At 71.2% G+C, this 19,100-nt stretch carries 18 protein-coding genes; 6 read left to right on the top strand and 12 right to left on the bottom strand.

Annotated elements, in window-relative coordinates; translation table 11 throughout:
• Nucleotides 1–39: 39 nt before the first annotated feature.
• The gene (locus ACVFYP_RS00530; RefSeq protein ID WP_499198161.1) at nucleotides 40–297 is read left to right on the top strand and encodes a hypothetical protein; all 258 of its coding nucleotides are present in this window, start codon (nucleotides 40–42) and stop codon (nucleotides 295–297) included.
• Nucleotides 294–575, top strand: a complete 282-nt coding sequence (locus ACVFYP_RS00525; RefSeq protein ID WP_499198160.1) for a type II toxin-antitoxin system RelE/ParE family toxin — start codon at nucleotides 294–296, stop codon at nucleotides 573–575. Before ACVFYP_RS00530 ends, ACVFYP_RS00525 begins: the two co-directional genes overlap by 4 nt.
• 6 nt (nucleotides 576–581) lie before the next feature.
• On the opposite strand, the gene ACVFYP_RS00520 is transcribed toward ACVFYP_RS00525, so the two are convergent.
• The gene (locus ACVFYP_RS00520; RefSeq protein WP_499198159.1) at nucleotides 582–1,415 is read right to left on the bottom strand and encodes an enoyl-CoA hydratase/isomerase family protein; all 834 of its coding nucleotides are present in this window, start codon (nucleotides 1,413–1,415) and stop codon (nucleotides 582–584) included.
• A 49-nt stretch (nucleotides 1,416–1,464) separates the two neighbouring features.
• On the opposite strand from ACVFYP_RS00520, the gene ACVFYP_RS00515 reads away from it, so the two are divergent.
• Complete coding sequence (locus ACVFYP_RS00515; protein WP_499198158.1) at nucleotides 1,465–1,980, top strand: pyridoxamine 5'-phosphate oxidase family protein; 516 nt, start codon at nucleotides 1,465–1,467, stop codon at nucleotides 1,978–1,980.
• Here ACVFYP_RS00515 and ACVFYP_RS00510 read toward each other — a convergent pair.
• From ACVFYP_RS00510 to ACVFYP_RS00475, 8 genes are all read right to left on the bottom strand, one after another.
• On the bottom strand, nucleotides 1,964–2,875 hold the full coding sequence (locus ACVFYP_RS00510) for an NAD(P)-dependent oxidoreductase (protein ID WP_499198157.1): 912 nt from the start codon (nucleotides 2,873–2,875) through the stop codon (nucleotides 1,964–1,966). The genes ACVFYP_RS00515 and ACVFYP_RS00510 overlap by 17 nt on opposite strands.
• Nucleotides 2,876–2,888: 13 nt before the next feature.
• The gene (locus tag ACVFYP_RS00505; RefSeq protein WP_499198156.1) at nucleotides 2,889–3,848 is read right to left on the bottom strand and encodes a Bug family tripartite tricarboxylate transporter substrate binding protein; all 960 of its coding nucleotides are present in this window, start codon (nucleotides 3,846–3,848) and stop codon (nucleotides 2,889–2,891) included.
• A 94-nt stretch (nucleotides 3,849–3,942) separates the two neighbouring features.
• A complete protein-coding gene (locus tag ACVFYP_RS00500; protein WP_499198155.1) occupies nucleotides 3,943–4,701 on the bottom strand; it encodes a potassium channel family protein in 759 nt (252 codons plus the stop codon).
• Nucleotides 4,701–5,579 carry a 3-hydroxybutyryl-CoA dehydrogenase gene (locus ACVFYP_RS00495; protein WP_499198154.1) on the bottom strand — a complete coding sequence of 293 codons (879 nt, stop codon included), beginning with the start codon at nucleotides 5,577–5,579 and terminating at the stop codon, nucleotides 4,701–4,703. Before ACVFYP_RS00495 ends, ACVFYP_RS00500 begins: the two co-directional genes overlap by 1 nt.
• Before the next feature lie 193 nt (nucleotides 5,580–5,772).
• On the bottom strand, nucleotides 5,773–6,699 hold the full coding sequence (locus ACVFYP_RS00490; RefSeq protein ID WP_499198153.1) for an electron transfer flavoprotein subunit alpha/FixB family protein: 927 nt from the start codon (nucleotides 6,697–6,699) through the stop codon (nucleotides 5,773–5,775).
• A gap of 2 nt (nucleotides 6,700–6,701) precedes the next feature.
• The gene (locus ACVFYP_RS00485; protein WP_499198152.1) at nucleotides 6,702–7,451 is read right to left on the bottom strand and encodes an electron transfer flavoprotein subunit beta/FixA family protein; all 750 of its coding nucleotides are present in this window, start codon (nucleotides 7,449–7,451) and stop codon (nucleotides 6,702–6,704) included.
• A gap of 173 nt (nucleotides 7,452–7,624) precedes the next feature.
• Entirely contained in the window at nucleotides 7,625–7,819 is a 195-nt protein-coding gene (locus ACVFYP_RS00480; RefSeq protein WP_499199519.1) for a twin transmembrane helix small protein, read from the bottom strand.
• Nucleotides 7,820–7,864: 45 nt separating this feature from the next.
• On the bottom strand, nucleotides 7,865–9,064 hold the full coding sequence (locus ACVFYP_RS00475; protein ID WP_499198151.1) for an MFS transporter: 1,200 nt from the start codon (nucleotides 9,062–9,064) through the stop codon (nucleotides 7,865–7,867).
• Between the two features lie 119 nt (nucleotides 9,065–9,183).
• Between ACVFYP_RS00475 and ACVFYP_RS00470 the strand changes: the two genes are divergently transcribed.
• The 3 genes from ACVFYP_RS00470 (at nucleotide 9,184) to ACVFYP_RS00460 (ending at nucleotide 12,224) form a co-directional block, all read left to right on the top strand.
• Nucleotides 9,184–11,502: a mechanosensitive ion channel domain-containing protein gene (locus ACVFYP_RS00470; RefSeq protein ID WP_499198150.1), complete on the top strand. Its 2,319-nt coding sequence runs from the start codon at nucleotides 9,184–9,186 to the stop codon at nucleotides 11,500–11,502.
• A gap of 131 nt (nucleotides 11,503–11,633) precedes the next feature.
• Nucleotides 11,634–11,930 (top strand): ACT-like domain-containing protein, encoded by a 297-nt coding sequence (locus ACVFYP_RS00465; RefSeq protein WP_499198149.1) that lies wholly within the window; start codon nucleotides 11,634–11,636, stop codon nucleotides 11,928–11,930.
• Nucleotides 11,931–11,981: 51 nt separating this feature from the next.
• On the top strand, nucleotides 11,982–12,224 hold the full coding sequence (locus tag ACVFYP_RS00460; RefSeq protein ID WP_499198148.1) for a hypothetical protein: 243 nt from the start codon (nucleotides 11,982–11,984) through the stop codon (nucleotides 12,222–12,224).
• 7 nt (nucleotides 12,225–12,231) lie between these two features.
• On the opposite strand, the gene ACVFYP_RS00455 is transcribed toward ACVFYP_RS00460, so the two are convergent.
• The 3 genes from ACVFYP_RS00455 to ACVFYP_RS00445 all read right to left on the bottom strand — a co-directional run bounded on the left by ACVFYP_RS00455 (nucleotide 12,232) and on the right by ACVFYP_RS00445 (nucleotide 19,078).
• Nucleotides 12,232–14,181 (bottom strand): alpha/beta hydrolase domain-containing protein, encoded by a 1,950-nt coding sequence (locus tag ACVFYP_RS00455; protein WP_499198147.1) that lies wholly within the window; start codon nucleotides 14,179–14,181, stop codon nucleotides 12,232–12,234.
• 98 nt (nucleotides 14,182–14,279) lie between these two features.
• Complete coding sequence (locus tag ACVFYP_RS00450; protein WP_499199518.1) at nucleotides 14,280–16,235, bottom strand: YjbH domain-containing protein; 1,956 nt, start codon at nucleotides 16,233–16,235, stop codon at nucleotides 14,280–14,282.
• Between the two features lie 269 nt (nucleotides 16,236–16,504).
• Nucleotides 16,505–19,078 carry an SLBB domain-containing protein gene (locus ACVFYP_RS00445; RefSeq protein WP_499198146.1) on the bottom strand — a complete coding sequence of 858 codons (2,574 nt, stop codon included), beginning with the start codon at nucleotides 19,076–19,078 and terminating at the stop codon, nucleotides 16,505–16,507.
• Nucleotides 19,079–19,100 lie beyond the last annotated feature (22 nt).

Genomic DNA, 19,100 nt, shown 5'->3' with positions numbered 1-19,100 from the left:
CCTTCTTTTTGCGCCCGCCGCTGTGATAGCCTGTCGCTCATGGGCGCCATCCGAACCATCCTGCTGACCGACGAACAGATCGAGGCCGAGCGCCGCCTGACGGAGGCCGGAATCCACGTTGAAGCCGGCGAAATCTTCTCAGCCGGGCTCCGGGCCCTAGCGGAGGAGGCGGTGGTCGAACGCATCATCCGCGAACAGATCGACCCTGTCGCGGAGGCCATGCTGAGCGACCCAGCCGACGCTCTCCCTGCGGATCAGGTCTTCCGCGAACTGCGCGCACGTCTCGGGACGCGTTGAAACGACTGGAATTCACCCGCGCCGCGCGTCAGGACCTGTTCGAGCTTCAGGACCAGATCATCGCAGAGGGCGGGGAGGCGCGCGCCCTCGCCTATCTGGACCGCTTGATGCGGCGCTGCGCGACGCTGGAAGTCTTCCCGGAGGCGGGGCGCCCCAGGGGCACGCATGGCACCCGCAGCCTCGCCTTCGAACGGCGCGTGGTGATGATCTATCGGCTGCGGGGCGAGGCGGTGCGCATCCTCCGCGTGCTGTATGGCGGGCGGGACCTGCCCTGGTAGGGCGTCCTACCGCCCCCTGAACACCGGCTTCCGCTTCTCCACAAACGCCCGCGTCGCCTCCCGGAAATCCTCCGTGTAGGGGAAGCTCTTGCCCGCCTCGTAATCCTCCGCCGTCAGCGGCAGTTCCCCGCGCAGGCGCTGCAGCGCCCGCTTGTGAAAGCGGTTGGCGAGCGGGGCGCCCTGGGCGATGCGGTGCGCCATGGCCACCGCCTCCGCCTGCACATCCTCATCCGCCACCAGGCGCGATAGCAGGCCCTTTTCATAGGCCTCGGCCCCGGTGAAGACGCGGCCTTCCACCAGCAGCTCCATGGCAACGGCATAGCCGACCGATTGCAGGATCGGGTCCAACTCCTCATAGGCATAGAAGATGTTCAGGTTCCGCGCCGGGATGCCGATGCGGGTCGCCGGGCCGCCGACCCGGAAATCCGCCATCGTCGCCAGCCCCGCGCCACCGCCCATGGTCCAGCCGCGGCAGGCGGCGACCACCGGATGGCGGCATACCCGCAGCGACTGGAAGCTGCGGCCGATCTCGGCGGCATAGACCGCTTCCCGCTCCGGCGTCCCGCGCTCCGTCTCGAAGGCGGCGATGTCGGCGCCGGCGCAGAAGGCGTCCTCGCCGGCGCCCCGCAGCACGACGCAGCGCAGGCTGTCATCGGCCGAACAGGATTCCATGGCCTCGGCCAGGGCGATCCACATGGGCAGGTCCATCGCATTGCGCTTGGCCGGCCGGTCGATGGTGAGGATGGCGACGGCGCCATCGCGCGCCTGGGTGATGAGAGGATGGGGCATGGCGGCGACCGTAACGCCGGTGCGGCGGCTCGGCCAGAGGGCGTCAGGCAACCTCCGCTCCCTCCATCCGTTCTGACCCCACAGCCAAGGACATCCCAGCATGACCCAGACACGCACAGACCAGGCGGCCCGCGACAAGGTGTGGGAGCTGATTCGCGACATCGAGGTGGCGACCATGGTGACCCTCGACGGCGAGGGCCATATGCGCGGCCGCCCGATGCGCGCCGTGGAGATGAAGGAATTCGACGGTACGCTGTGGTTCTTCACCGCCGCCGGCTCCCCCAAGGCGGAAGAGATTCGCCAGGATGAGCGCGTGCTGCTGGCCTATGCCGAGCCCTCCGACCAGAACTACGTCTCCGTCTCCGGCTCCGCGCGCATCATCCGCGACGTGGCGCAGCAGAAGGCGATGTGGTCGGAGCCGCTGCGCACCTGGTTCCCCGGCGGTCCGGAAGACCCGAATGCGGCCCTGCTGAAGGTGGAGGTCGAGGGCGCGGAATACTGGGACGCCCCCTCCTCCACCTTGCTGCACGCCTATGGCTATGTGAAGGCGCGCCTCACCGGCGAACCGCCGAAGGCCGGCGAGAACGACAAGGTGTCCTTCAAGCGTCCGGCGTAACACCGGAGAGTTCAGCGACCAGCGCGCCCACCGAGGCGCTGTCCAGCCCGCCACGGCCGGAGGTGCAGAGCGCCTCCAGCATCTGCGCCGTCAGCGCCGTGGCGGGGGCGAAGACGGCGTGGTCGCGCATGGCGGTGGCGGACAGGCGCAAATCCTTGCGCATCAGCTCCGCCCGGAAGCCCGGCGCGAAATTGCCAGCCAGCATGCGGGCGGCGTGATTTTCCATGACGAAGCTGGCGGCGCTGCCGCCGCGCAACGCCTGGCGCATCTTTTCGCCATCCAGCCCCGCCTTGGCGCCCAGCGCCAGGGCTTCGGCCACAGCCAACATGGTCGTCGCCACGATCAGCTGATTGGCGGATTTGCACACCTGGCCGGCCCCGGCCGGGCCGAGATGGGTCAGGGTCTTGCCCATGGCCCGGAAACAGTGCTCAGCGCGGGCGAAAGCCGCCTCGTCGCCACCCACCATGCAGGTCAAGGTACCGTCCAGCGCGCCCTTCGGCCCGCCGGAAACCGGGCTGTCCAGCAGCAGCGCGCCAGTTTCCTCAGCCAGCCGCCGGGCGAATCCCGTGGCGGCGGCGGCCGAGATGGTCGAGAAATCCACCACCACCGTGCCGGGCGCCACGCCCTTCGCCACGCCCTCCGGCCCGAACAGCACCGCTTCCACATCCGGCGTGTCCGGCAGGCAGAGCGCGATGAACTGCGCGCCCCGCGCCGCCTCCGCCGGGCTGTCCGCCCAGCGGGCCCCGGCGGCCTCCAGCGCCGCCGCCTTGCCGCGGCTGCGGTTGGTGACGGTCAGGGCGAAGCCGGCGCGCGCCAGATTGGCGGCCATGGCGGCGCCCATCACGCCGAGGCCAATGAAGGCGGCGGGGGCGGGCGGCTGGATCGTCTCGGTCATGCTGTCTTCCTGGTCAGGTGCGGCGCATCGCGGCGCGGATATTGTCGAGCAGCGTGTCCATGTCGCGCTGGAAGTCGACGCCATTGGCATAGCCATCGGCCTCCCCGGTCTGCTCCATGAAGCGCAGCCAGCCGGGCGCCGTCATGGCCTGGCGGAAACGGTCATGCAGATAGGTCACCATCTCCGGCGTCATCCCCGCCGGGCCGACCCAGCCCTTCATATTGTCCGCCACCAGATCCACCCCCAGCTCCCGCAGCGTCGGCACCTGCGGATAGGCCGGCATCCTTTGCGCGGAGGCGCAGGCCAGCGGCAGGATGTCGCCGGAGGCCGCAAGCCCGCGCAGCTCGTCCGAGGCCTGCACCACCAGATCCACCTGCCCCGCCAGCACCGCCTGCTGCTGCGGGCCGCCGCCGGCATAGGGCACGTGCAGCAGCTCCGTCCCCGTCGCCCGGCCGAGCATGATGAAAATGGAATGCGACAGCGTGCCGACGCCGGAGGACCCATGGGTCAGCGCCTCCGGCCGCACTTTTGCGGCCTCGATCGCCTGCTGCATGGTGGTGAAGCGGCCGCCGCGGCCGCGGGCGCAGATGAAGTGGGCGTTGCGGGTCAGGCGGATGACGGAGGTGAAGGACCGCTTCGGATCATAGGGCAGGTCGCGATGCGCGGGCAGCGAGGTGCTCTCCGACCCGCCGGCGATCAGCAGCGTATGGCCATCCGGCGCCGCGCGGCTGACCGCCTCGGCGGCGATGGCCCCGCCGGCGCCCGGGCGGTTCACCACGACCAGCGGCTGGGGGAACAGCGGCGCGGCGGCCTCCGCGATGCTGCGGGCGATGATGTCGGAGCCGCCGCCCGGCGCGAAACCGACGATCAGCTGGATCGGGCGGGTCGGCTGCCAGCCGGATTGCGCCCTTGCGGCGCCGATGCAGGGCAGGACCAATGGGGCGGCCAGCAGGCCACGGCGGCTCAGCTTCATGGAAGGTCTCCCGGTTGCGGCCGTCTGCGCGGCGCGTCCGGAAACCATGCCGTCCCTGCCAACTGTCGGCAACCTCGCAGGCGCCGTGCGGGGTTCAGTCCCCGTCGTCGGGGATGTTGAGCTGGATGCCGCAGGCCTTGCAATGCACCGCATCCGTATCGTGCCGGCCGAGGCCGCAGCTCGGGCACCGAAAACTCACCTTGATCGGCCGGAACAGCGCCTGCGCCAGTCGCAGGAACAGCGTGACGCCGGCCAGCATGATCAGCACGGTCAGCAACCTGCCGCCCGTCCCCTCCAGCGTGATGTCGCCGAAGCCCGTGGTGGTGAGGGCGGCCACTGTGAAATACAGCGCATCCGCCCAGTTCGCGATGTCCGGGTTGCGGTTGTGCTGCGTCGCATGGACGAGGCCGGTCATCACGGCGATGAAGACCAGCAGATCGGCGGCGGCGATCGGCGCCTCCGGATTGCGGCGGAACACCGGCAGGTCGCGGCGCAGCTTGGCCAGCAGCCGGGCGGAGCGCAGCAGCCGCAGCGTCCGAAGGCTGCGCAAAAAACCCCAGCCGGGGGCGAAGGGCGCCAGCAGGAAGGCCATCACGGCGAGCAGGTCGGCGATGCCGGCGGGGTGCGTGATCTCCCGCCAGGGCCGAGGGCTGGCGCGCAGACGCAGGACCAATTCGGTGCCGAGCACCAGGCCGAAGGCGAAATCGACCAGCCGCAACACCGGCCCCTGCGGCAGGAAGGATTCGACAATGACCCAGAGCAGCGCCGCGAGATCCAGCGCCAGCAGCCCATAGCCGGCGCGGATGCCGACCCGGCCGGCGATCCTGTCGAAGGCGCCGACCTCGCTCGACATCAGCGCGTCGGCTTGGGCGGGGTCACGCCGTAGTCATAGAAGCCGCGACCGGATTTGCGGCCGAGCCAACCGGCCTCGACATATTTTTGCAGCAGCGGGCTGGGACGGTATTTCGGGTCGCCCATGCCTTCCTGCAGCACGCGCAGCACGGCGAGGCAGGTGTCCAGGCCGATATAATCCGCCAGTTCCAGCGGGCCCATCGGGTGATTGCAGCCCAGCTTCATGCCGGCATCGATGGAGGCGACATCGCCCACCCCCTCATGCAGGGCGAAGCAGGCCTCGTTGATCATCGGCAGCAGGATGCGGTTGACGATGAAGGCCGGGTAGTCGGCGGCATAGGCCACCGTCTTGCCCATCTTTTCCGCGAGTGCGGCCACCGCCTGCACCGTCGCATCATCGGTCGCCAGGCCACGGATGACTTCGACCAGCTTCATCAGCGGCACGGGGTTGAAAAAATGCATGCCGACGAAGGCGCCCGGCCGATCCGTCGCCGCCGCCAGACGGGTGATCGGGATGGAGGAGGTGTTCGACGCCACCAGCGCCCCGGCCTTCAGATGCGGCGTGAGGGTCGCGAAAATCTTGTGCTTGATGTCCTCGCGCTCGGTCGCGGCCTCGATCACCAGGTCGCAATCGCCGAAGGCGGCGTAGTCCGTGCTGGTGGAGATGCGCGCCAGGGCGGCGTCGCGGTCGGCCTGGGTCAGCGTGCCCTTCGACACCTGCCGGTCCATGTTCTTGGCCAGCGTGGCCATGCCCTTGTCCAGCGCGGCCTGCGCCACGTCGAGCAGCACCACCGTCAGCCCGGACTGGGCGGCGACATGGGCGATGCCATTGCCCATCTGGCCGGCCCCGATGACGCCGATTTTTTGCAACTCTGCCATCGTGGTCTCCGCCGGGTGGATATGGCGCGCCCTCTCCACCCAACGGGGGAGAGGGATGGAGTGAGGGGGGCTCCCCAGGACAAAGCAATCCCGGTCGATGGTGCCGTCCTCATTCATGGTCTGTGGCGCGGGCGGCGGAGCCCCCCTCACCCAACCCTCTCCCCCCTAAGTGGGGGGAGAGGGCTTAAGCGGGCTACTTCTGGTCCAGGGCGGCTTCCAGCTCCGGGATGATCTTGAAGACGTCGCCGACCAGGCCGTAATCGGCCACCTGGAAGATCGGCGCCTCCTCGTCCTTGTTGATGGCGACGATCACCTTGCTGTCCTTCATGCCGGCCAGGTGCTGGATCGCGCCCGAGATGCCGAAGGCCATGTAGAGCTCCGGCGCCACGATCTTGCCGGTCTGGCCGACCTGCATGTCGTTCGGCGCATAGCCCGCATCGACCGCGGCGCGGGATGCGCCGATGGCGGCGCCGAGCCGGTCGGCGATGCCGTCCAGGATCTTGAAGTTGTCAGCCGAGCCCATGGCGCGGCCGCCGGAGATCACCACCCGCGCGGCGGTCAGTTCCGGCCGTTCCAGCTTCACCAGCTCAGCGCCGACGAAGCTCGACAGGCCCGGATCGGCGGCGGCGGTGGCGGCTTCCACCGGGGCGCTGCCACCCTCGGCGGGCACCGGGTCGAAGCTGGCGGCGCGCACCGTCAGCACCTTCTTGGCGTCGGCGGTCTTCACCGTGGCCAGCGCATTGCCGGCATAGATGAAGCGACGGAAGGTGTCGGGGCCTTCGACGCCGGCAACGTCGGAGATGATCTGCACATCCAGCAGGGCGGCGACGCGCGGCATCACGTTCTTGCCGGCGGCGCTGCCCGGGGCCAGCAGATGGTCATAGGCCGGGGCGAGAGAGACCAGCAGCGCCGCCACCGGCTCCGCCAGCCCTTCGGCGGTCGGGCCGCCATCGGCGACCAGCACCTTGGCCACGCCCGGAAGCTGCGCGGCGGCGGCGGCGTCGGACTGCGCCAGCACCAGCACATGCACATCGCCGCCCAGCTTCTGCGCCGCCGCGACGGTGCTGCGGGTGGGGGTGGAGACGGTTTCGCCGCGATCGGCGAGCACGAGCACGGCCATGATCAGATCACCTTCGCTTCGTTGCGCAGCTTGTCGACCAGTTCGGCGACGCTGCCGACCTTCTTGCCGGCCTGGCGCTTCGGCGGCTCCTCCACCTTCAGCACGGTCAGGCGCGGCGCGGCGTCGACGCCGAGATCGGCCGGCTTCACCGTCTCGATCGGCTTCTTGCGGGCCTTCATGATGTTGGGGAGCGAGGCATAGCGCGGCTCGTTCAGGCGGAGATCCGCCGTGACGATGGCCGGCAGCTTGAGGGAGACGGTCTCAAGCCCGCCATCGACCTCACGGGTCACCTTGGCGGCGCCATCCGCGATCTCGACCTTGCTGGCAAAGGTGCCCTGGCCCCAGCCCATCAGCGCCGCCAGCATCTGGCCGGTGGCGTTCATGTCGTCATCGATGGCCTGCTTGCCCATGATGACCAGTTCCGGCGCCTCCTTGGCGACCAGCGCCTTCAGGATCTTGGCGACGGCGAGCGGTTCCACCACGCCATCCACCTCGACCAGGATGCCGCGATCGGCGCCCATGGCCAGCGCGGTGCGGATCTGTTCCTGGGCCGCGGTCGGGCCGACGGAGACGGCGATGATCTCGGTGGCAACGCCCTTTTCCTTCAGGCGCACGGCTTCCTCGACCGCGATCTCGTCGAACGGGTTCATCGACATCTTGACGTTCGCCGTCTCGACGCCGGAGCCATCCGCCTTCACGCGGACCTTCACGTTGTAGTCCACCACCCGCTTCACGGGGACGAGGATTTTCATTCTGTGCCGGGTCCCTGGTCGTTGCGCGGCGCGCTGTCTCGGCGCCGGGCGCCTTTCGCGGCTGCGAAAGACGTGACGAAAACGGCGCCGACCATAGGGCCGGCGCCTCGCGCGGGCAAGGCGGCGGCGGCCATTCGGGCGCCTGGACCGGTCATCCGACCGGCCCGCCGATCCTAGCCCCGCGCCATCAGCAGCAGCAGGAACAGCACCAGCGTCACGCCCTGCATCGTCACGCGCCAGCGCATCAGGCGGTTGGAACGGGTGCCGCCCCCGGCCTCGCTGCGCGCCAGGCCCAGCATGCCGGCCAGCATCACGCCAAGGGTGGCGAACATGGACACGCCCACAAGGACGGTGAGGAAAGTTGTCATGGACGCCAAGATGGCACGTCCCGCGATGGCGGCAAGCCGCCCGGGCTATTTCCGGGCGCCGGCGATGGCGAAGGCGCCGACCAGCACCGCGACGACGCACATGGCAAAGCCCGCGGCATAGCTGCCGGTCAGGCCGATCAGGCCGGAAAAGGCGGGCGGGGCCACCAGCATGGTCATGCCGAAGGCGAAGGACAGTGCCGCGGTGGCGCCCCCCACCTGGCCCGGCGGGGCCAGCCGCGCGGCTTCCGCCAGCATCACGCCGTTCCAGCCGATCGCGGTGCCACCCATCAGCATCCCGGCCGCGATCACCAGCACCCCCGGCCAGTCCGGCCCGGCGAAGACCAGCGCCACCCCGGCCACCGCCGCGGCCAGGCCGCAGACCGCCATGACCGGCGGGGCGCCGAAGCGATCCGCCAGCACCGCCCAGAAGATGCGCCCGAACACCCCGGCCGCCTGAGCCAAAGCCAGGCGCAGCCCGGCCTCGGCCAGGCTGGTGCCCAGGCTCGCCACCTGGAAGGCGACGAAGAAGGTGGAAAAGCAGAATTGCGCGATGCCGTAGCCGCAGGCCATCACCGTCAGCCGCGCCAGCGCCTTGTCGCTGCGCAGCAGGCTGAGATTGGCCGCCGATTCGCGCAGCACGGCCAGCAGCCCGGCGCTCGCCCCGGGCCGGTCGCGGCCGCCATCCAGCCCGGCCCGCAGCGGCTGGATCAGCAGCGCCACCAGGAAGGCGATGGCCGCCATGCACAGGATGGCGATGCGCCAGCCGGCCAGCAGCGCGATGGCCGGGGCCAAAGCGGCGACCACCATGGCCCCCAGCGGCACCCCCGCCTGCTTCAGGCTGAACACCAGCGCCCGACGCCGCGCCGGCGTATGCGCGGCGATCAGATGGCTGCCGCCGGGCGTCACCGGCCCATGCCCCATGCCGGCCAGCACGGCGGAGGCCGCGAGCGCCGCCGGATGGCCGAGCGCGGCCAGCGCGATGCCGCAGCCCAGAACCACCATGGCGACCTGCAACATCCGCACCCCGCCCCAACGGCGGATCAGCGGCCCGGTCAGCGGCCCGGTCACCAGGGCCCCGGCATAGACCAGGGCGGTGTGCAGCCCGGCCAGGCTCGCCGGCACCCCGGTTTCCGCCGCCATGGCCGGCGCCAGCACCGGCACGGTCAGGAAGGCGCCCATCCCGGCCAGATGCGCCGCCATCAAGGCCAGCATGATCATGGGCAGGGAGGGGGCGTTGGATGTCACCGCCGCATCCTCCGTCGGGATCGGTTGCACCGCAACATGGCGTGACGCAATTCCCTGGATGCGGTGCCGCAAGGATGAAGGGTTGACCGGGGATGGTCGGAAGGGGTTCACCCCCGCATATGCGCGTCCTCCTCCGTCTCCTCCCCCTGCTGGCCCTGCTGCTTGGCGGGCCGGTCCTCTCCCAGACCCCGGCGGCAGCGCCCGCGCCCGCCGCCGCCCCGGCCTCGGCGGAGATGGACCGGCTGCTCGCCACGCTGCGCAACGACGCCGCGCGCGCCGAATTGCTGCGCAACCTGGAAGCGTTGCTGGCCGCGCAGCGCGCCGGCGCCCCGGCCGCGACGCCGGACGCGGCCGCCGCCACCCCCGCGACCCCGCCGGCCGCGCCCGCCGCGGTAGAGGAGCCGGTGCTGTTGGCGCCGAACACGCTGGGCGCGCAGTTGCTGATGGGCGCCTCTCAGCGCCTGCAGAGCATTTCCGAAAGCCTGGTGGCGGCGGCGGAGGCGGCGACGGACCTGCCCTCCGTCGCCCGCTGGGCGTCCGACCTGGCGCGCGACCCGGTCACCCAGACCCGCGTGATCGACGCCGCCTGGAAGCTGATGCTGCTGTTCGGCGCCGGGCTGATCGCGGAATGGCTGGCGCGGCGCAGCCTGCGCCGCTGGTCCGAACGGCTGGATTCCATGGCGCCCGCGGCGGACGACCCCTGGACCTGGATGCGCCGGGTGCCGCTGGTGCTGGCCCGGCTGGTGCTGGACCTGCTGCCGCTGGTCGCCTTCGCCGTCATCTCCTACGGCATGATCGGCGCGGTGCGGCCGCTGCCGACCACCGAACTGGTGCTGCTGACCGCCAACAACGCCTATATCGCGCTGCGGGCGGTGATGGCCGTCTCCCGCATGCTGTTCTCCCCGGCGTCGAGCCATCTGCGGCTGGTGCCCTGCCTGGACGAGACGGCGGCCTATGTCACGGTCTGGGTGCGCCGCATCGCCAGCATCGCCATCTTCAGCTACGCGGTGGCTGAAGCCGGGCTGCTGTTCGGCCTGCCCTGGGCGGCTTACGACGGCATCCTGCGGCTGGCGGCGCTGGTCGTCTCGCTGCTGCTGATCATCGTCATCCTGCAGAATCGCGCCGCCATGGCCGATCTGCTGCGCGCGCCGGAGCTGAAGCCCGGCGACCAGCCGGACCGCATGCGCCGGCTGATGCGCACGCTGCGCGACCGCCTGGCCGAGATCTGGCATCTGGTCGCCATTCTCTGGCTGATGGCGCTCTGGGGCGTCTGGGCGCTGGAGGTGCGGGACGGGTTTGAGCGGCTGCTGCGCGTCTCCCTCATCACCCTGGCCATCCTCGGCATCGCCAAGCTGGTGGATGAGCTGCTGCGGCGGGGCATCACCCGGGGCTTCAGCGTCGGCCAGGATCTGGCGCGCCGCTATCCGGGGCTGGAAGCGCGGGCCAACCGCTACCTGCCCGTGCTGAAGGGCATCGTCAGCGCCCTGATCATGGTCATCACCCTGCTGTTCCTGCTGGAGGCCTGGGGCGTTTCCGCCTTCGCCTGGTTCCGCCGCGGTCAGCTCGGCGCCCGGCTGCTCTCCTCCCTGGTCTCGGTCGGGCTGACGGTGGTGGTGGCCATCACGGTGTGGGAGGTGGCGAATGCCGCCATCCAGCGCTACCTGGTCCGCCTGTCCCGCGACGCCCAGGCATCCCGCAGCGCCCGGGTGCGCACCCTGCTGCCGATGCTGCGCACCATCCTGTCCGGCACCATCATCGTCTTCGTGGCGCTGAACGTGCTGACCGAGATCGGCGTGAATGTCGCCCCGCTGATCGCCGGCGCCGGCGTCATCGGCCTGGCCATCGGCTTCGGGTCCCAGACCCTGGTGCGGGACGTCATCACCGGCATCTTCCTGCTGTTCGAGGATGCGGTGGCGGTGGGTGACGTGGTCTCGGTCGGCGGGCTGTCCGGCGTGGTGGAGCAATTGTCCATCCGCTCCATCCGCCTGCGGGCGCAGGATGGCTCGATCCACATCATCCCCTTCAGCGCCGTCACCACCGTCACCAACATGACGCGTGACTTCTCCTTCGCCGTGCTGGATGTCAGCGTCGGCTATGGGGAGGATACCGACCGGGTGGTGGAGGTGATGCGGGAGGTGGCGGCCGACATCCGCGCCGATCCGAAGTTCAACCCGATCATCCGCGACGAGCTGGAAGTGCTGGGTGTCGAGCGACTGGCCGATTCCGGGGTGCTGATCCGCGCCCGCATCAAGGGCGAGCCGATGGCGCGCTGGAGCATCGGGCGCGAGTTCAACCGTCGCATCAAGCAGCGCTTCGACCAGCTGGGCATCGAGATTCCCTATCCGCACCAGAAGCTGGTGATCGACCGCCAGCAGTCGCGCCACCCTGCGGAGGAAGGAGAGGACTTCCCCGGCGCCGCGCAACCCGCTAAGTCTTAGGGTGTGACGACCTTCCGGATCCTCACGGGCCGAATTACCGGCCCGGCCGCCTGACCCCACACCCCCAGGGTGTGGTCGCGCGCGGCCGGGTGCCTTCACGGTTTTTCGCCCCCGATCCGGAGTCCTTCCCCATGTCCTTCTACGATCCCGAGCCGCTTTGCGCGGCGCGCTTCACCGTCACCGCCGATGCCTTTCCCGGCCTGCTGCCCCGCGTGCTGGAGCCTTTCGCCAAGCGCGACCTGATCCCCGACCTGGTCCGCGCGACGCGGGAGGGAGAGGTGGTGCGGGTGGAGGTGGCGCTGCACGCCATGCCGCTCTGCATGGTGCATCTGGTGGCCGGCAATCTCGGCCAGATCGTCGGCGCCCGGCGGGTGGAGGCGATGGAGGGCCGCGTCGTGCGCCAGATGGAGATGGCAACGGCGGCGTGACCGGCCCCGCCGATTGAACCAAAGGGGTGGCAGGGCGATATGAGGGGTATCATGATGTACCTCCTCGCTCTGATCGTCCCGCCGCTCGCCATCCTGATGTCGGGCAAGCCCTTCCAGTCCGTGTTCAACGGGCTGCTCTGGATCGGCGGCCTGCTGTTCATCCTGCTGCCGTTCGTCGCCGGTCAGGCGGCCTGGGGCATCGCCGTGATCTGGGCGCTGGCCGTGGTGCACGGTCGCCGCAACGAGGCGCGCGACCGGCTGTTGGTGGAGGAAGCGCTGCGCCGCCGGGGCTAACCCCGGCTTACGGCGCCAGCCGCGCAAGCTGCCCGGCCTGCGCGGCGGCGATGGAGGCCTCCGCATCCGCCGGCAGCAGCAGCCGTTCGGCCACCAGCCGCGCGCTGGCCTGGCGCACCGCCGCCACATAGGCCTCCGGCGTCGGATACAGTTCGGCCAGTGAGGGGCGCGGATCGCCGGCCGCCTGGCGCGCTTCGCGGGTTTCGGCGAAGGGCACCACGCCGCCGACCTGGGTGCAGATCTCCTGCGGCCCCTCGGCGCCGGCCTGGGCGTTCCAGCCGACATAGGTGGCGCGCGGCGCCTCGATGATCGGCAGGCGGATGCCACCGATCGCATTCCCGTCCAGCCCGGCGCGGGGCAGGAACAGGGGGTAGCTGCCGCGGACCGTCGGCAACGGCGCCGTCTGCTCCACCAGTTCGGCCCGCACATATTGCCCGCGATAAAGCAGGCCCGGGATGGCCGGATAGACCATGTCCGGCCTGGTCAGCGTGCCGGCGGCGAGCGTCGGGAAGCGGCTGGCAGGCGGCTCCACCCCCTCCCGCACCCAGCGTTCCATGGCGACGATCAGGGCGCGCAGCGCGGGGCCCTGGCTCACCGGGTTCAGCGCCATGCCGCAGGCGGCGACGCGACGCGCCACGGCATTCCACGGATTGCCATGCGGCGCGCCGGTGACGAGATAGGCGCGCACATTGGCCGGCAGGTCGTGGTGATTGCCCTGGGTATCCGTCACCAGCAGGCTCGCCTGGGACCCCCAGAATTCGAATTCCGAATCCATATGCATGATGACGGGGCAGGTGTTGGTCAGGCTGCAGCGCTGCAGGATGCCGTCGCGCCGGCCGCTGACGGCATCGTCCATCACCGCATAGGTGAAGGGAAATCCGAGCACCGGAAACAGCCGATCATATTGCGGCCCGGGATTGCGCCCCGGCTGGCCAAAGCGCGCATTCGTAAAACTGCGGCGCGCGCCGGGGATCACCGGCATCATGCCTTCGAAGACCAGGCGCCCGGCCTCATCCTCATTCATGCCGAAATACAGCAGGTCGCGCAGCACGCGGCCGGATTGCGAAATGCCGAGGCCGATGGCGCGGTCCACGCCGGGCCGCCCCTCCGCCGCCAGCGGATTCTCAGGCCCCGTGGCGCGGCGCAGGAAGGCGGTGACGTCGCGGATCGCGGCCAGGCCGATGCCCGTCACCTGCGGGTCACGGGCAGTGTAGGTCAGCTCATAGAGCGCGCCCGGGGCCATGCCCTCCGGCCGCGTGATTTCCAGCGTGTTGTCGTCGATGAAGGTGAAGCCCAGCCCCGCCGGGGTCTGCCGCTCCATATCCGTCCGCGCGCGGACCGTCAGCCGGGCGCTGGCCCGATCCGCCACCGGATAGCTCAGCGTCACCCGCTGCGGGCTGGTGGCATTCGCAAAAGTCCATTCCTCGCGCGAGGGGCCGGTGATTCCGGCCGCGGTCGGCAGCGCGATGCGCAGCAGATCCGCCCCCGCCGGACTGTCATGCTGCCAGCCTGCCCAGACGAGGGTGAAACCCTGGTCGAGCAGGAAGCCATTGCCCGCATCACCGGGCTGCGTCAGGCGGATACCGGTCGTGCCCTCGCTGTCCTGCACCCAGCCGGGCAGCAGCTTGCGGCCGCGATTCAGCACCTCGAACAGCAGGGTGCCGTTGGGGCGCGCGGGGCGCAGGATGACGACATCGGTGGTCGCTTCCACCCGGCCCTGGGCGTTGCGCGGCGCCCGGTCCAGGTCGACGATCACCGCATTGCGCGGATTGGCGGGGTCGAGCGCCAGGGTCGCCCGCGCCGTGATCTTTTCCGCCGGGCCGCGCGCCCCGAATTCGCGGCCGCCCAGCGCTGGCGCTTCCCGCGCCAAAACCTCGAAGCGCACCACCTCGGCCGAGGCGGGCATGGCCCAACCGGCCACCAGCGCCAGGGCGCCCAGCATTGGCCGTCGCATCATCCCATGTTCCATGGCGTTTCCTCCGCGCTCTGATCCGGCGCTGTCACAGCCATGGTTCCGCCCCAAGCCGCCCCTTGGCAATCCCGCCAGACGCCCGTTCAGCGCAGAAAATCGCCCACCCCCTCGCGAAAGGCGCGGGCCGTCCCCTCCCGCGTCACGTCCCAGAGCGGGTTGTCCACGGCCAGGCGCTGCCCCCCATCCCGCGCCGCGCCGCGCAGCACCACCGGCAGCACCGCCCGGGTGGCGGCCCCCAGCAGGTCGAGCGGGATGCGGATGAAGACGCCATGGTCGAAGCCAGCCGCCCCCAAGCGGCGTTCCGGCGCGTCGGTGAGGGTGGCAAAGCCGCCGATCTCGATGCCGCTGGCAAAGCGCCGGCCGAGCTCGACCGTGCCGCCCCAATCCCCCGCCAGATACCGCCCAGCCCGCGCCACGCCGTACAGATTGTACCAGGGCAGGTCGGCATAGGCGGAGACATGCCCGGTCGTGACCTGATAGCCGAGCACCCCCAGCCGCTGGTCGTCATCCCGCTGCACCACCTGCGCGATATCGACGCCCAACGCCCAGGGCCGATTCTGTGGCCGCCACAGCAGTTCCGCCGAGACGCCGGCGAACATCGGCTCCAGATACCCCGCCGTCACCCGGCCAAACAGATCAGGGCCGAGGCCCTGAATGCGCTCCCCATACAGCGCCGCGATCGCCGTCTCCTGCCGCGCATAGCGGCCGACATCGCTGCGGACATGCGGCAGCGGGCTGTCGGAGGGCGCCGCCCCGCCCAGATTGCCGGCCAGGCCACGCGAAACGCTGCCGGCCAAAGCAAAGCCCCGCCCAAACTCCCACCGCGCCCCCGCCACCGCCGAGGCCTGCCAGCGCAGGGTCCGGCCCGGATCGCCGAGCAGCAGCGCCAGCTGCGGCCGCAACGTCCAGTCCACGCCGCCGCCATCCGGACCCAGATCATCGCCCCCGGCCGCATCGAGCGTGCTGGCGAAGAACAGCTCCTCCGCACTGCCATCGCCGCGGCCTGCCGCCTCCATCGCCCGGCGCGGCAGGGTCAGCCGCGCCACCTCCACCCCCATCTGGCGCCAGGAGATGCGCAGCACCTCCACCTGCGGCGGCAGATGCGGCTGCACCGCCCGCGCCACCCGCCCCGCCGCCCCCGCCAGGCGCCGCTGCCGCCCACCGGCCACGGCAATCCTCGCCTCCACCCCCTGGATCACCACCGACACCGGCCGAAACCCGGCCTCCGTCAAGGCCGATCGAATGGCCTCCTCCGGCGCCATCACCGCCGCCGGGCGCGGCGCCAAGGCCCGCAACGGCGGCACCTCCCGCACCCGATCCGGGTCGATCCGGGCCGAGACCCGAAACAGCAGATCGGTGCCATGCACCCAGTCGAGCCCCGCATCCCAGGCCTCGTTCGACCAATGCAGGCCGTAATTCACCCGGCTCTCCGCCCGCCGCCCCGGCCCGCCATGCCTCCCATCACGCCAGGCATCGCCCGCATATTCGACCTTTGCCCGAAACCCCCCCACCTCGCCCCAAGGCGTCCCCACCTCCGGCAGCGAATACTCCACGCCCCCAAAGGCTGCCGTCTCCCCATCCCGAAAACCCGGCACGCCCGCCAGCGGACTGCCGACATCACCCCCCGTCCCCAGCCGCCCCCAGCCCAATCCCAGCGTCACATCCCATGGCCCGAACCGCTTCGAAGCCACCAGATACTCACCCTGATACCCCCGCCCCCCGAACGCCTCCTGCACCCCCAGCGCCACCGCCGGCCACCCATCCCCCTCCGCCACCAACCGCAGCTTCACATCCCAGGCCTGCGCCGCCACCATCCCCCCACCCGGCGCCTCCACCCGCTCCGCCACCCGCAACCCCGTCTCCAACCACGGCAAAGCCTGCCAATTCACAAAGTGAAACCGCCGGTCCCGCCGCCACGCGCCCCCCGCCTCCACCCCCCCATCCAAGCGAAACCGCGCATTGCGCACCTCCACCAACCCCACCCCGCCGAAGCTGGACCCCGTCCCCGCCACCTCCTGCGCCAAGGCCGTGACGGGCAGAAGCAGCGTGAGGAGGAGGGTGGCGCGGGCGGCTCTGCAGGGGGACGCTGTCCCCCTGCACCCCCTGCCAAGGGGCAGTGGCCCCTTGGAACCCTTTGATTCATGAACGGAAATGGAGAGGGGCCTGAGCGACCGCTGGTTCGGCGCGCCCGTTGGCCCCTCTCCTTTTCCGTTCAAGGTCCTGAGGTCCAGGAGGCCTCTGCCTCCTCGCGGGAGGGTGCAGGGAGGGCAGAGCCCTCCTTGCAAACCACCCACGCCACCCCTCCACCTCAACGCAGCTCCCGCGCGATCACGGCCAGGGCGGCGGAGGAGATGGTGACTTGGCTCAGCACTTGGGTGAGGTCGCGAATGAAGCCCCAGGTTTCGTAGGGGGAGGGGTCTTGGGGGATGACGACGAGGCTGCCGGGGGGGATGGGGGGTCCGCCGGCTTGCCAGGCGGAGAGGCCGGCGGGGCTGGCCTGGCCGTTGGGCAGGACGATGAAGGCGCGGGCGGTGTCGGCGAAGCGTTGGGGGCCGCCGGCGGCGTTGGTGTAGTCGATGGCGCGCCAGCCGGTCCGGAACTGCAGGCTGCCGGGGTTCAGCACGGCACCGACGACGGTGACTTCGTTGGGGCGTTTCGGGATGACGATCAGGTCGCCGGGTTCCAGCAGGATGTCGCGGTCCGGGTGGGCGGCGAGCTGCACGGGGTCGGCTTCCACCACCATGCGGCCGGCGGCCTGGGCCTGGCGCAGGGCGTTGGCGAGTTCGCGTCCGGCGGTGATGGCGCTGCCGACATCGCCGGAGGAGCCGCGCCCGCCGGCCACGGCCTGGCCGGCGGCGACCTGGACGAGGGAGGTTTCGAGGTCGCGGGCGGTGCGGGCGAAACCGTCCTGCTGGCGTTGGCGGACGCTGTCGCGGGTGAAGATGGCGCCGTAGGGGTAGGCCTGGGGTGTCAGGCCGCCGGCGCGGGCGAGCAGTTCGGACAGGCGCTCGCCGCGGCGGATGTCGTAGCTGCCGGGGCGCTGGGCTTCGCCGGCCAGAACCACGGGTCCGGATTCGCGGTCGGAGAATCCGCGCGGGACGCGCAGCACGTCGCGGGGCGACAGGCGCAGGGCGCGGGCCTCGGCACTGCGCAGGTCGATCGATTGGCGCGACAGGCGCTGGGTGCCCGCCTCGCGCGCCAGTTCGGCGGCGGAGAGGTCGGCGCCGTCGGTGGTGCCGCCGGCGGCGGCGAGGACCAGGTCGAGCGCGGTGTTGTCCAGGATGGGAAACAGCCCGGGCTGCCGCACTTCCCCGCTCAGCAGCAGGGCGGAATCGAGCAGCATGCCGAGCAGTTGGGGGTATTCGCGGAAGACCGGCGGGCAGGCCGGGGCGCCGATCTCGGGAAAGCCGGCGCCGCGGGCATGGGCGAAGCGGGCGGGGGCGCTGCGGCTGGCGATGGCGAGCTGTGTGAGGGCGGGGCAGGCGTCGTCGGCCGGGGCCTCGCCGCGCAGGGCGCGCTGCACGGGAGGGCTGGCGAGGAAGGCGATGTCGGATTGGCCGAGCACGATCACCTCGTCGCCCTCGGCCAAAGGCAGGTTCACCTGGCCTTGCAGGGCAAGCGACAGGTCGAAGGGCAGGAAACGCCGGCCGCGCGTGGCGGGGTCCAGGCGCTGGATCACGGCGAGGCGCGGATAGGGGTCGGGCCGCACCAGCCGGGCATCGGTGAGCAGGCCGCGCAGCGTGACACCGCGGCGGCCGAGGGCGCGGGTGACGGGGGCGGCGACATGGCCGGCGAGGCGAAGCTGGTTGGTGACGATCTCGGCGCCCGGCTGCACCAGGATGCTGTCGCCACGCCGCACCAGGTCGCGCGGCCCGATCTCGGTGAAGCTGCGGGCGCCGCCGGCATCGGTGCCCTGCACCAGGTAGCGGTTGCCGGCCGGGCGCAGCGGGTCCCCGGCCAGGCGCAGCACGGTCGCGAGCGGCGCGGAGGTGGCACCGGCGGGCAGTTCATAGATGCCAGGGCGGGTGACCTCGCCGGCCACGGCGACGACGCTGCCAAGGGGCGGCACCAGGATGCGCTCCCCCTCCCGCAGCGTCAGGTCCGCGTCGCCCCCCTCCCCGCTCAGCACGGCGTAGAGGTCGATGGTCCGGCGGCCGTGCGGGCCGTCGATGCGGATGGCGCGCAGGCTGCCGGTGCGGCGCGGCCCGCCGGCCTGGATCAGCGCATCGAGGGCGGAGGACAGGGCGGTGACCGCCTGCATGCCCGGCCGCTGCACTTCGCCGGCCACCAGCACGCTGATCTGGCGAACCTGGCCGATGGACAGGAAGGTTTCGGTACCCGGCATGTCGCGGGCGACGCGGGCTTCGAGGTCGGCGCGCAGCGCGCCGAGGGTGCGGCCGGCGGCGGGGATGGGCGGCAGGTCGGGGGTCAGGATGGTGCCGTCCCGCTGCACGCGCAGCGTCAGCGTGGCGCGGGTGCGGCCGCGCAAGGCGAGCACCAGCTCATCCTCCCGCCCGATCACATAATCCTCCGGCAGGGCGCCGATATGGCCGGGGCCGCGGGCGCCGCCGCCAAAGCTGTCATAGCCGAACTGGCGCAGCGGCAGGCCAAGGCGGCCGGCGAAGAAGGCCTCGGTATGGGACAGGTCGCTGGGCAAGGAAGGGCTGGCGGCCGGGGGCGGGCTGTCGGCGGGTAGAGGCGTGCGGCCGGCAGTGGCGTCGCGCATGCGATTCAGGATGTCCTGCTGCGCGGCCGGCGGCAGGGTCGGCACCGGCAGGCCACCGGGCAGCAGCGCGGGCAATGAGGGGGGCGCCAGGGCCGATCCCTCCGGACTGGTCTGCGCCCGGCCGGGTGCCGGAGCCAGGGCCACCAGGGCGGCCATGAGCCAGGGCCTCAGGCGGGTC

Source organism: Roseomonas sp. F4, assembly GCF_053891155.1.
The sequence above is the reverse complement of the archived record's forward strand: the minus strand, read 5'-3'. Positions and strand labels throughout refer to the sequence as shown.

Excerpts from the sequence above, each read along its gene's own strand:
- ACVFYP_RS00530 (WP_499198161.1), top strand. The coding sequence starts at position 40 with ATGGGCGCCATCCGAACCATCCTGCTGACCGACGAACAGATCGAGGCC.
- ACVFYP_RS00515 (WP_499198158.1), top strand. The coding sequence starts at position 1,465 with ATGACCCAGACACGCACAGACCAGGCGGCCCGCGACAAGGTGTGGGAG.
- ACVFYP_RS00510 (WP_499198157.1), bottom strand. The coding sequence starts at position 2,875 with ATGACCGAGACGATCCAGCCGCCCGCCCCCGCCGCCTTCATTGGCCTC.
- ACVFYP_RS00505 (WP_499198156.1), bottom strand. The coding sequence starts at position 3,848 with ATGAAGCTGAGCCGCCGTGGCCTGCTGGCCGCCCCATTGGTCCTGCCC.
- ACVFYP_RS00500 (WP_499198155.1), bottom strand. The coding sequence starts at position 4,701 with ATGTCGAGCGAGGTCGGCGCCTTCGACAGGATCGCCGGCCGGGTCGGC.
- ACVFYP_RS00495 (WP_499198154.1), bottom strand. The coding sequence starts at position 5,579 with ATGGCAGAGTTGCAAAAAATCGGCGTCATCGGGGCCGGCCAGATGGGC.
- ACVFYP_RS00490 (WP_499198153.1), bottom strand. The coding sequence starts at position 6,699 with ATGGCCGTGCTCGTGCTCGCCGATCGCGGCGAAACCGTCTCCACCCCC.
- ACVFYP_RS00485 (WP_499198152.1), bottom strand. The coding sequence starts at position 7,451 with ATGAAAATCCTCGTCCCCGTGAAGCGGGTGGTGGACTACAACGTGAAG.
- ACVFYP_RS00480 (WP_499199519.1), bottom strand. The coding sequence starts at position 7,819 with ATGACAACTTTCCTCACCGTCCTTGTGGGCGTGTCCATGTTCGCCACC.
- ACVFYP_RS00470 (WP_499198150.1), top strand. The coding sequence starts at position 9,184 with ATGCGCGTCCTCCTCCGTCTCCTCCCCCTGCTGGCCCTGCTGCTTGGC.
- ACVFYP_RS00465 (WP_499198149.1), top strand. The coding sequence starts at position 11,634 with ATGTCCTTCTACGATCCCGAGCCGCTTTGCGCGGCGCGCTTCACCGTC.
- ACVFYP_RS00460 (WP_499198148.1), top strand. The coding sequence starts at position 11,982 with ATGATGTACCTCCTCGCTCTGATCGTCCCGCCGCTCGCCATCCTGATG.
- ACVFYP_RS00455 (WP_499198147.1), bottom strand. The coding sequence starts at position 14,181 with ATGATGCGACGGCCAATGCTGGGCGCCCTGGCGCTGGTGGCCGGTTGG.
- ACVFYP_RS00445 (WP_499198146.1), bottom strand. The coding sequence starts at position 19,078 with ATGGCCGCCCTGGTGGCCCTGGCTCCGGCACCCGGCCGGGCGCAGACC.